A 12,195-nucleotide genomic window follows, 5' to 3' on the forward strand; every position below is an offset into this window, starting at 1 on the left:
ATTCCCCACATCCTGTAACTGTCTGCATTAATCATTCAGACAGAAGCGCCATTGTGCAACAAATGATTACTTAATGCCACATAAAGCTCTGGCGTAACCCGTTCTGGCCGGCTGCCGGGATCAATACCTACAGCCATCAATGCTGCATCATCTACTGATTCTTTCAGATTATTATGAATAGTTTTACGTCTCTGTTGAAAAGCCTGTTTGACCAATGCAGCAAAATGATTAAAATCCTCAGCAATACCAATGCGACCACACTGCGGAATCATTCGTACCACAGCTGAATCTACCTTTGGTGCAGGTATAAAGGCCTGAGGCGGCACATCAAGTAAATTTTCCATCTCAAAAAAATACTGCAACATGACACTTAAACGCCCGTAATCATTACTGCCTGCTACTGCCACCATACGTTCAACCACTTCTTTTTGCAGCATAAAGTGCATATCTATAATATCATCAGCATACTGACCAAAACGAAATAACAACGGCGTGGAAATATTATACGGCAAGTTACCAACAATCTTTTTTTTGCCGGGTACAGTATTAAAATCAAATTGCAGGACATCGCCCTCATGAATTAATAGCTTTGATGCAAATGGCAGCGTACGTAACCGGGCTACAATATCACGATCAATCTCAATCACATGCAGTTTATTGACAGCCATAGCAAGAGGTTCCGTAATTGCGGCCAGACCCGGACCAATTTCAATTACCGCATCCTCAGGCTGAGGGCGAACCGCACGCACAATATCCTGAATAATACTTTTATCCTGCAGGAAATTCTGACCAAAACGTTTGCGGGCACGATGTTCTTTCATAATACTTCCTTCAATTTTGCCCAATTATAAAATAAAACCACCATTCTCAACTTACCAGACTAATCAGTACAACTTTCCTGTTAACATCTGCTTTCAGTAATCTGACGTTAATTTGACAGATAACGTAAAGGATTAACCGCCTTACTATTCACCCGAACCTCAAAATGCAGTTTTACACCAGTGGTTCCACTGTCGCCCATGGTTGCGATTGTTTGTCCGGCCTGAACTTTCTGCCCATTTACAACTTTCAAGGAATCATTGTATGCATAGGCCGTCATCGTACTGTTACTATGCTTAATCAGTACCAGTTTGCCATATCCGCGCAGTTCCTCTCCGGCATACTCTACGATACCCGCTGCCGCTGCTTTAACCGGCGTACCACGGCTACCGGCAATATCAATACCCTTTTGCGTCTGACCATTAAATGTACTGATTACTTTGCCCTGCACCGGCCATCGCAAACGAATATCAGGAGCAGCTGTTGTAGTCGTTCCGGTATCCGGTTTAGGTGCAACACGACCAGGGTGTCGTTTAATGCCGGAAGAACTGCCGGAAGAACTGCCTGAGCCTGAGGCAGTAGTTGGTTTGCGTACGCGAATCAACTGCCCTACTTCAATAGCATGAGGATTAGCCAGATGATTCCAGCGAACAAGCGTATTCACATCCTGATTAAATCGCAAACCAATGCGATATAACGTATCTCCGCGCTGTACCCGGTAATAACCATTTTGTGCCTTGCCATTCATTACCGGCGCTTTAGCCGGATTATTATTGGCACAGCCACCCAGCAACAAACAGCCGCCCAGCAACACGCTTAAACCGGAACGCCATAATATCCCGCTCAATTTCCATATCTGTATCATTGATTTACCAAAATCTTAATAAGAATCTGTATAGCATAGCTTGTTTAGTTAACCTTAGCTTGATATTAACATAGCTTTTCCCGCCTCATTGACTAGTAAGCCCCTCTTTTCAGACAGGCAGAGAAATCCATTTCACAACTGCTATATTGAATTCTTCGATCCTGCAACCATCTGTTAAAAATGTTATAGCTTAAAAGGGTAACTTACATGCGTTACATAGGTTGGGCATTACCGATACTGGCAGTACTGGAAGTCCTTTCCATTATTCTGGTTAGCAATCTGATTGGTGGCGGCTGGACACTGCTTATCATCTTACTGTCAATTGTCTGCGGTATTTTTATGCTGCGTAATATTGGCGTGTCTGGCTTATTTCTTGCAATGGCTACCATTCGTACTGGCAACAATGTATCGCTTTACCAGCTATTATGGCCAGTGCGCTACATATTCGCCTCCATCATGCTTATTAGCCCCGGATTTGTCTCAGATATATTTGCTGCCTTGTTATTACTACCTATTAGCGGCAAGCCTCTGACCGGCACAACCCAATCCTTCTCCCGTTCAACACAACCGCAACAGGCGGACATTATCGAGGGTGAATACACTGTAGAAACCGATAACGAACAAACAGCTCACGCCGGCACACAATCAAATCTTCCACATAAATAACCGAATAATAAAACCCAAAAGCCGCACAGAATCAATCTGGCGGCTTTTAAATTACAGAAAGACGATTCTCACTACTCTAAACGCATTTGCGGAAACAGAATAACATCACGTATTGTTTGAGCATCTGTCAGCAGCATAATCAGACGATCCATGCCAATACCGCAGCCGCCGGTTGGCGGTAAACCATATTCCATAGCACGAATATAATCCGCATCGTAATGCATTGCTTCATCATCACCAGCATCCAGCTGTGCTACCTGAGCTTTGAAACGCGCAGCCTGATCTTCAGGATCATTTAATTCCGAATAGCCGTTAGCCAGTTCACGTCCGACCACAAACAACTCGAAACGTTCAGTTAAACCCGGTTTAGTATCCGATGCACGTGCCAGTGGTGACACTTCTACCGGATAATCCACAATAAATGTAGGCTGCCATAATTGCGCTTCCGCGCACTCCTCAAATAAAGCCAGCTGCAAACTGCCCGGGCCCTGAGCCATAGGTAAAGCTCCGCCCAGTTTTTTAATTTCAGCCTTCAGCCAGGCCTCATCCGTCAGCTGTTCATCCGTATACTGCGGATTAAAATGTTTAATTGCTTCTACAATAGTCATACGAGCAAACGGCTGGCTTAAATCCACCTCCTTACCGTTATAACTCACCACCGCACTGCCTGTTGCCTCAATAGCAGCAGCACGGATTACCTTTTCTGTCATATCCATCATGCGCCGGTAATCACCATAAGCCTCATAAAACTCCATCATAGTGAATTCCGGATTATGACGCGTACTCATCCCTTCATTGCGGAAATTGCGGTTAATTTCAAATACACGCTCCAGACCACCTACCACCAGACGTTTCAGATAAAGTTCGGGTGCCACACGTAAAAATAAATCCATATCCAGAGCATTATGATGCGTGACAAACGGCTTTGCTGTAGCTCCGCCCGGAATCGGATGCATCATCGGTGTTTCCACCTCCAGATAGCGCTCACTTACCATCACATTCCGTATTGCCTGAATAATCCGACTCCGTTTCACAAAAGTGTCACGCGTCTGCTCGTTGGTAATCAAATCTACATAGCGCTGGCGATATTTCTGTTCCTGATCAGCTAAACCGTGAAACTTATCGGGTAATGGTCGCAAAGACTTAGTCAGCAGCCGCAGACCAGACACCCGTACCGTAAGCTCACCGTGATTGGTTTTCATCAGTTCACCTTCAGCACCCACAATATCACCCAGATCCCAGTGCTTGAATGTATCATGAACTTGCTCACCAACACCCTGATTGTTGATATACAGCTGAATACGGCCAGTCATATCCTGAATGGTCGCGAAGCTGGCTTTACCCATATGACGTTTCAGCATAATACGCCCGGCTACCTTTACCGGAATTGCCTTTTCTGCCAGCGCATCCTTATCAGACTCATCATAAAGCTGATGCAAATCTCCGGCAAAAGCATCCCGCTTAAAATCATTCGGAAAAGCAATTCCCTCAGCACGAATCGCCGTCAGCTTCTCACGGCGGTGTGCCATAATCTGGTTTTCATCCAGTTGTTCTTCTTGCGCGGCAGCTACCGGCGCATTCTGCTGTTCACTCATATGCATCCTCATACTATATGCAATTGTTATCAACTAACAACTGCCCGCCTGACACCATTGAGCATAGTATTAAATTCAGGCAATAAAAAATTAAAAATAACTGCCTATTTTAAGTCAAAACAGCCAGTTTGACATCTAAAACACCTGATTCAGTTATAGCAATCCCATATTGCCATAACAAATTTCTTTACCCAGCAGCAAAAACTTTAAATATCATCCCAAAGAAATAAACTATTACCAAACTGTAACCAAAGCACATAAACCTGCCCGGGTAAATTAACGATAGCAATATTTCTGATATCGGCTAAACAGAAGAGCACACTTGAACATAAATTTATCAGCAGCAATCTATAAATAGCCAATATCGGATATATATTTCTTTATTATTTATTAAAATAGCATAAAAATAACAATAAAATATTAACCGTCAGCCTGTGCCATATCCGTTAGCGCATACGAAAATACCAACAGTCTATTATTTGTTTTAACAACAATTACATTGAAATACAACTCATTAACCCATTACCAGCGAATAATAATTTTAATATTGAATTTAACAACCTTATCGCTGTATCACCAATAAAACCCAGATATATCTTTCAGGAGATGAACATGTATCAGTTACATCTTTATGACACACCTATTGCGATGAATACAGCTCTGGCTACAGCTATTATTGCCAACCTGCAAAATGCAATTAATCTGCGCGATTGCGCTTCTCTTGCCGTTTCAGGCGGTCCGAATCCGGTAGAGCTGTTTCAGATACTAAGCAAAGCGCAACTGGCATGGGAGAAAGTTTATATTACTCTCGTGGACGAGCGCTGGGTTGATAAACACCACGAAGACAGCAACGAACGGCTGATTCATACCCATTTACTACAAAATAAAGCTAAAGCAGCACACTTTATCAGCCTAAAAACCGTAGCTGAAAATCCATATGATGGTGTGGATGAAATTCAGGCACGTCTGGAGCAACTATTACCCTTACCCATAGATGTACTGGTATTAGGTATGGGAGACGACGGACATACTGCATCACTTTTTCCTCATGCTGAAAATTTATCCAAAGGCCTGGATATGCAATCCGAGAGAATGGTAATAGACATGAAACCCCTGACTGCACCGCATGATCGTATCTCCCTGACTTTACCGGTAATATTAAACAGTAAACATCTATATCTGCAACTTTCCGGCAAAAAACAACAACAGGTACTACAACAGGCACTTGCCGGAATCAATAGTAACGATATGCCAATCAGAGCTGTTCTGCATCAGCAGAAACTGCCATTACAGATTTATCTGGCTCAATAAAAAATGCGCCGGGTAAAACCGGCGCATTGACTAAATTGAGCATAATTACCAGGAATAGCGATAATTAAAATTAATGCCAAATTTCTGCTCTGTATGCTGACCGCTCGCATAATCAAGCTTGAAGTCAGCGTGATTATTTGAATTAAAATCCACACCCAGCCCTGCTTCATACAGACCACTGTTACCAGCTCCGGTAATACGCATATTGCTATCATCAACAATAGCATGCCCCAGACTGTTTTTATCATGTAACCAGTAAGCACCTGCATACGGGTGCAGATTCACCTTATTCAGTGCCAGAGTAGTTTTAACTGCCGCACCTAACTGACTACGATAAAAAGTCGTACTCTTCGTATAATCATCACCGGATAAACGACCGGCAGTTATACCAGCTTTAGGTGTGATTACCCATTTATCAGAAAGGCTGAAATCTTTACCCGCATCAACACTCAGACTATTACTATGCCATGTAGCCTTATCCATTTTGTTGGCATTAGCTTTCAGATGGCTGTAACGATAAGCCGCATCGGCAAACCAGCCTGCTGTATTATACCAGCCGACATAAACACCAGTAGTAAGTGCTTTCAGATTACCGTCCTTATAATTACCATTAAAATCTACACTAGAATGCCCCTGTCCCACAAAAGCACCCAAATAAGTCTGATTACTGTCATTACCCAATGGTAACAAATGATCATAACCTAATTGCAAACTATATGATTTTTGCTTAAAACCAGAGGTAGTCAACCCATAGCTTGAGCCAGTACTGTCAAAATGATTATTGGTATAATTACTGTCCAACCACATATTATTAACATGTGACTCATTTTTCAGACTGTTGAAGCGTGCATTTAAAGGTTTTTGCATCTGATATACAAACTGGCTGGCCGCCTGACGCATACTGATAAGCGAATTGGCAAAATCACTGATTTCATGCCGGGGGCCATAATGACCGCCTCCGGCTGATGCGGCACCATTATCATTACTCAGAATCCAGTCATTTCCGTCCTGATGGAAGAAATAGCGATATCTGCCAATATCAACATAATTCTGAACCATAGAGAATGACCCGTCACCACCTTCAGACTCAACCAAAGTTATCTGAATATTCGGTTTTTTGGGCTGTTTACGACTATCTGCCACACTGATTTTATGTTCACCATGAACCTGACCATGAATTTTAATCTTATCAGATTGTCCATCGGCCAGACTGGTATTCATATTAAACAGACTATTGCTACCATTTAAATCGCCATTTATTGTCAGAGTTTTAAATTTACCACCCTGACTGAAAGAAACAACTGAATCATGAATATTCAGCTCATCCAGGACACTATTACCATTGATTGTCCATGAAGAACCATTATTCAGATTAAAAGTTATTTCAGGTGCCCGCTTCGGATCCTGATCAATATAAATACGTCCTGCCAATTGAGAATGATCCGCAGTTAAAGTAAATGGCTGTAATGCAGCAACCTGCTCATCTCCTATAGCATCATCCTCTTCAGCATCTTCAACATAATAACGATGATCATTGACACCCAGTAAAGCATCCTGCCCGATTAACTTACTGTCTTTAATTGTAAATGTATGTTTATCCGCTTCCGTCTGAGTAGTTGCCAGCATAATGCCAATACCTGACCTTATAGTACTATTTTTAACATTTACTTCACTTCCGTTATTCAGATAAAAACCTGAACTGAGCGGATTAGTAAGATTTATTTCTGTATTGCTAACATTGGCAACAGCATGATTCTCTGAACTCTGATTCACTATATCTATGCCAGAATTAATATATCCATCACCTTGTATTTTCATATTATTGACATTGACGAGTGCATTATTATTATCCGAAACTTCTATAGAAATTGCAGCTGAATAATCACTATCTTTACCTAATTTTATTTCTGAATCATGAATATTCGCTGTGCTGGCAGCTGTACCAGCCCCAGTAGCCGCTATATAATATGCATCAGAATGAGGAGCAGTGATTGTAAAATCAGCCTGTGAATCCAGATATCCTCCGCTAAGTTCAATTCCTTTAATACCTTCGTCAAATTCTTTTGGCTGCCCCTGCAAGCTAAAATGAACACCCTTAGGCATCACAAACCGTGCATTGCCCGTTTCTGATTCAAAACTGACACCTGTATGGTCTATATCCTCCCGATGATCTCCGTACTTTTTATTATTTAAATACGAGGTATCTATTGTAATTTCAGTATTTGGAGAAAATTCTGCCGTTAATGAATGTGCCGCATTATTTGATTCATGAATCCGGAACATCGACAAGTTATGACCATCTTCTCCGGGAGCTCCGGTAAACAACTCTTTAAATTCACTCTCAGTAGGAATGCCATTATAATATTGATCAGCTGTAATAGTAATTTTATTATTTTCCGTATCTGGCACCTTACATCCGTCTATAGCATGACAAGTATTAGCAGCTACACTATAAGCTGACAATGATCCCAGAACAACTAGCAGAATAGTTTTTAACTTTAATGGCGGGTGTATTGATTTCATCATATAAATTAATCTTTTAACACAAATAAAAAAATAATATCACAATATTTATAAATTAAGTTAATATTTGTTTATTACAATTAAATTATTTTTTATCATATAATAAATTTAATTACACTCTTGCCTTAAAATTCCATTGTATTAATTTATTCATTTAAATTAATTACATTATCTTATAATTTTATTCAAATAAATCCTGTTTATCTTTTACTTTATTGTTGATAGCAATATACCCCTCATGTTGTGGGTAAATAATCTATTAAATCATACCTTAATAACATTTGATCTAATAATATTTTGCATCGTTTGGCGCTAGTACAGAATTCTTAGTAATCAGCTTATTCAGGTAAAGCCTGTTCATCATAATTATTCAGAAAGTATAGAAGTAATAACTTTTATAAAAAATAAGTCTTTAATTTAAAGTATTAATAAAAAAACAGGATTGAATCATAAACGATCAACCCTGTTTTGATTAAATTATCACAACTTTATTACCAGTTAACCTTTAATCCTACAGAACCATTTACAGGTGATTTCACATGTGAATCTCCGCCATTAGACCATGTATGGCCAATTTCACCATAAGCTTTCACCTTGTCGGTAATATCATAGCTACCACCAATAGCCATTTCAGTATTAGCATGCGAAGCACCGGCATTCAATGTAGTTGATGCTGCCTTTGTTTTAAAGGTAGTGTGATTTGCACCATTTGGTGAGTAGAAGAAATTAACCCGGGCATAAGGATGGAGCATACCTTTATTTACTTGATAATTACCTTCCAGACGACCGCCCAGACGGAATAACCACGCATTATCATGATCCTGTTTAACCGTGGTATTACCACTGATATCAGTATCATTTAAATCCAGCCATTGATGAATAATCTGTGCCTGAGGTTCAAATTTCCAGCTGCTGCTACCAATAGCAAATGGCTGACCGACCTCAATAGAAGCAGTAACACCATGACCTTTTTGCTTACTATTTGAGGTGCCATCAGGTTTGATATCTACATTATGGCGTGCACCCTGTAATACAACATCCATATAGGCACCATTATCTCGGGTGTAATTACCATAAGCACCCAGGAAATAAGATTTAGTACTATTTTTACCAACCTTACCATTAATGCCGCTGGCAAAACCATTTACATCAAGATTTCCATGTAAATAACCTAAGTAGCCACCAATACGCAGACCATTATTGCTCCAGATATCGCTACCAACCTGCAAACCGGAATAGTTACCTTTACTACGGGTATTAGCTGTTCCATTCTGACGAATATCGCTACGATTAGCAATTACTCTGCCCCAGCTCATCCGTTCATCAGGAGTAGGAGTAGCACCAATACGCTTATGCATATCACCGAGCATCAGACTGTCTGCCTGATGTAACTGGGCACTAACTGCACTATATAAAGGTACTTCTCTACGATAAGTTGTTTTTGTACCGGTTTCCTGCATTTTTTCAGAGTAAAGATTCCATTTATTATCTTCACTCTTTTGCAGCCTGTACTCATATGCACCGGCGTCAACATGATCGCGCAGTAATGTGAAAATATCGCCATCAGCAGTACCATCAACGGAGACAATTTCAATGCCATTTGTACCGGCTGTACTTGCACCCAAACCACTAACTTCAGTTAGATCAATGGCTGTCTCACCACTCGCATTTCCACCGATATGTAATTTATCAGCATTATTTTGCTCAGGTGTTACTTCCAGAAGCAGTTTACTGCCCTTTTCGCCATGATAGTCACCCTGAATGGTCAGACGGTCACCAACATTATCGTTAACCAGATTAATATTACCGGCATTGTTTACATTACCTGAAATAGCAACTTCGTTCTTACCGGAAGAATTATCAATCTTATCAAGTTGTACTTCCGCCCCAGATCCGATATTCAGGTTTTGTGTATTAAGGTCACCGGTTAGAGTTAGTCTGGCTGATTGTCCAAGATGGATATTTTCCCAGTTAACAATACCAACATCACCTGCACTATTACTGGTAGAAGAACCGCGAAGATTAGTATTAAGGTAGAGTTGGTCATTACTGCTGTCTTTACCATTATCTATATCATTGCCGCCGTCCAGCATAGTAAGAACAGTAATATCAGCACCATTATTGATAGTGAGAATATCACTACCATGACCCAGATTAATATTACCGGTTACTTTTGCTCCGCTATTAATAGTAACTAAGGAGTTGCTATCGCCATCTTCAATTGCAATACCTGATGCAGCAGAAACATCTGCTCCCTTATTAAGGATAATACTACTGTTTGAAGCTGGTAAACCATTGGTAGAGATGCCTGCACCGGTACCACCCGCCACCTTACCTGACGTTTCTATTGACACAGCACCGCCGGTCATATTTATTGCACTGATACCATCAGTACCGCCTGTAATGCTTCCTCCGGTCTGATTTACTGCTATACATCTTTTCTCACCAGAATCCGCCCAGTCAATATTAGTTGCCTGTATACCAGCACCACTAGTACCTGTTACATCACCTCCGGTTGTGATTTTGGTATCACCTTTACCTAAATTTGTCGCAGCAATTCCAGTTTCTTTACCTTCAATACTACCTGTTGTCTGAGTGATATTGATTGCATTCGCTGTTTCACCATTGAAAACAGAAATGCCTGTACCATTCTTCTCCGGTCCATCTGCAATCACCGTACCCACTGTGCTAATAGTTGTAGATCCGGTACTAGAATTTACCGCACTGATGCCTGTTGCTGTACCCTGAATTTTACTGCTTTCTTTTAATTGATAAATATTGATATCAGTCGCATTTTCTTGATTTTCAGCAATAATTCCACTACCAGTATTAAATATGTCACCATTCGGATTCATCGGATCTATGGTATCATCAGTATCCACAGGTACTGATCCGGTTCCCGTTCCTTTACCTGTAACATTTCCGCTAATATTGATATTGATAGCATCAATACCCTGATTATTCACCACGATTCCATTAACTGAACCTTCAATATTGCCTGTTTCAGCCTGAGTAATATTAATTGCTTTTGAGTTTTGCCCATTATCTGCATAAATACCCGCCTTAGCTTGTACCGTACCAGCAACATTTATATTGGTAGATCCTTTACCGCTATTAGAAGTTGTAATACCAATATTTTCACCCTTAATAGTACTGCTGCTTGCAGTCTGGTTTACAGTCAAATTGGTAGCATCTTCAGAATTGGTTATTGAAACAGCATCGTCAAATTTTGGCGTATCTGTATCACCTGGTATCATTTCATTACCTGATGAAATGACATCTCCGGAAATATCAACTGTTGTTTCGCCTGTTCCGGAGTTTATTCCCCAAAGACTACCTTTCTGGCCGGTACGCTCGCTTTCAACTCTTATATTTTGACCATCTGCCAAACCAAGAACGTCAAAAACCCCTTCCTGTGAAGTAATTGGATCATCGGAAGGAATACCAATGAATGCAATATCCTTGCCATCAGGTCTGTCCCGATCTGAAATGACAACTTTCTCTGCTGCATTAGTAAATATTTGATTTTACTCAGAAGTAGAAACACACTGAGCCTGAGCTACATTTGCAGTTAAAGCCAGTGCACCAATCACTGTTGTGACAACCTTGGCTCCCACTACTTTCCCGCTTTTGCGAGCCAACTCAGAAGTCACAACATAAGCCTGTTCTCTGGCATTCCAAATCAGTTTGTATATTTTATTCATTTGGCAATCAATCTTTAATAAATTAAGTTAAGTTAACGAAACTCAAATATAATGCATTTTAAATTTAACACTTTATTACTTTAGTAATTAATTTTCCTATATAGACAAAATTAGGTATTTTTTTGTCATAGGTAAAATTATATTGTTTTAAAATATTTATATTTATTAAGTTGTATTTTTATGACAAATGACATTATATTTATCTCATTAAAAATAATTTCACCGAATAAAGAATAAAATAGTGGAAAAATAGAGAGTAAAATGTAATTTACATCATTAATTTATTGAATTTAATAAATTTAATTATAAATTTTGATAAATGAAATTATTTTATTGCTTAGTAGTGTATAACTTTATAAATACTCTTTATTCTTTAATAAAAAAATTTTGAGATTTAATGAACAGAAAAATAAAATATTGTGTTGAAATAGTTAGAAACGATTTTAATAAATCTAAATATTCTATAATATATAGAATCAACTTAATAATGATTACAAATACTATAATTAAGTATATAAATTTTGACAAAAAAGGACTAATCATCAAACTGACAATTCAAAAATAAATAGTCATTGATAAATTAAGAAAATTATAATAATGAATTTATATTATAAAATATTTAGTTAAATCTTTAATATAATAGATAATTGATGGGTGATAAGCAATTCGAACGCTCGACCAACGAATTAAAAGGTATACATGATCAACTCAA

Annotated in this window: 8 protein-coding genes; 2 read left to right on the forward strand and 6 right to left on the reverse strand. The window is 39.4% G+C overall.

Annotated elements, in window-relative coordinates:
• Nucleotides 1-35: 35 nt before the first annotated feature.
• Together rsmA and H3T75_RS10015 are read right to left on the reverse strand one after the other, a co-directional pair.
• Nucleotides 36-821, reverse strand: coding sequence for a 16S rRNA (adenine(1518)-N(6)/adenine(1519)-N(6))-dimethyltransferase RsmA (rsmA, locus tag H3T75_RS10010; protein ID WP_198211645.1), 786 nt, complete (start codon nucleotides 819-821; stop codon nucleotides 36-38).
• A gap of 107 nt (nucleotides 822-928) precedes the next feature.
• Entirely contained in the window at nucleotides 929-1,684 is a 756-nt protein-coding gene (locus H3T75_RS10015; protein WP_232339987.1) for a peptidoglycan DD-metalloendopeptidase family protein, read from the reverse strand.
• Between the two features lie 207 nt (nucleotides 1,685-1,891).
• Between H3T75_RS10015 and H3T75_RS10020 the strand changes: the two genes are divergently transcribed.
• The gene (locus H3T75_RS10020) at nucleotides 1,892-2,350 is read left to right on the forward strand and encodes an FxsA family protein (protein ID WP_198211646.1); all 459 of its coding nucleotides are present in this window, start codon (nucleotides 1,892-1,894) and stop codon (nucleotides 2,348-2,350) included.
• 71 nt (nucleotides 2,351-2,421) lie between these two features.
• On the opposite strand, the gene lysS is transcribed toward H3T75_RS10020, so the two are convergent.
• Nucleotides 2,422-3,945: a lysine--tRNA ligase gene (lysS, locus tag H3T75_RS10025; RefSeq protein WP_198211647.1), complete on the reverse strand. Its 1,524-nt coding sequence runs from the start codon at nucleotides 3,943-3,945 to the stop codon at nucleotides 2,422-2,424.
• A gap of 612 nt (nucleotides 3,946-4,557) precedes the next feature.
• Between lysS and pgl the strand changes: the two genes are divergently transcribed.
• Nucleotides 4,558-5,256, forward strand: coding sequence for a 6-phosphogluconolactonase (gene pgl / locus H3T75_RS10030; RefSeq protein WP_198211648.1), 699 nt, complete (start codon nucleotides 4,558-4,560; stop codon nucleotides 5,254-5,256).
• Nucleotides 5,257-5,301: 45 nt separating this feature from the next.
• Here pgl and H3T75_RS10035 read toward each other — a convergent pair whose 3' ends face one another.
• From H3T75_RS10035 to H3T75_RS10045, 3 genes are all read right to left on the reverse strand, one after another.
• Nucleotides 5,302-7,782: an autotransporter outer membrane beta-barrel domain-containing protein gene (locus tag H3T75_RS10035; protein ID WP_198211649.1), complete on the reverse strand. Its 2,481-nt coding sequence runs from the start codon at nucleotides 7,780-7,782 to the stop codon at nucleotides 5,302-5,304.
• A gap of 488 nt (nucleotides 7,783-8,270) precedes the next feature.
• Nucleotides 8,271-11,168, reverse strand: a complete 2,898-nt coding sequence (locus H3T75_RS10040; RefSeq protein ID WP_198211650.1) for an autotransporter outer membrane beta-barrel domain-containing protein — start codon at nucleotides 11,166-11,168, stop codon at nucleotides 8,271-8,273.
• Between the two features lie 138 nt (nucleotides 11,169-11,306).
• A complete protein-coding gene (locus tag H3T75_RS10045) occupies nucleotides 11,307-11,483 on the reverse strand; it encodes an ESPR domain-containing protein (RefSeq protein ID WP_084550124.1) in 177 nt (58 codons plus the stop codon).
• Between the last annotated feature and the right edge of the window lie 712 nt (nucleotides 11,484-12,195).

Origin of the sequence: Snodgrassella sp. W8135 (assembly GCF_016101225.1) — a bacterium.
Classification (GTDB): domain Bacteria; phylum Pseudomonadota; class Gammaproteobacteria; order Burkholderiales; family Neisseriaceae; genus Snodgrassella; species Snodgrassella alvi.

What these genes read in the sequence shown, in the direction of transcription:
- rsmA (WP_198211645.1), bottom strand. Translation starts at nt 821, where the DNA reads ATGAAAGAACATCGTGCCCGCAAACGTTTTGGTCAGAATTTCCTGCAG.
- H3T75_RS10015 (WP_232339987.1), bottom strand. Translation starts at nt 1,684, where the DNA reads ATGATACAGATATGGAAATTGAGCGGGATATTATGGCGTTCCGGTTTA.
- H3T75_RS10020 (WP_198211646.1), top strand. Translation starts at nt 1,892, where the DNA reads ATGCGTTACATAGGTTGGGCATTACCGATACTGGCAGTACTGGAAGTC.
- lysS (WP_198211647.1), bottom strand. Translation starts at nt 3,945, where the DNA reads ATGAGTGAACAGCAGAATGCGCCGGTAGCTGCCGCGCAAGAAGAACAA.
- pgl (WP_198211648.1), top strand. Translation starts at nt 4,558, where the DNA reads ATGTATCAGTTACATCTTTATGACACACCTATTGCGATGAATACAGCT.
- H3T75_RS10035 (WP_198211649.1), bottom strand. Translation starts at nt 7,782, where the DNA reads ATGATGAAATCAATACACCCGCCATTAAAGTTAAAAACTATTCTGCTA.
- H3T75_RS10045 (WP_084550124.1), bottom strand. Translation starts at nt 11,483, where the DNA reads ATGAATAAAATATACAAACTGATTTGGAATGCCAGAGAACAGGCTTAT.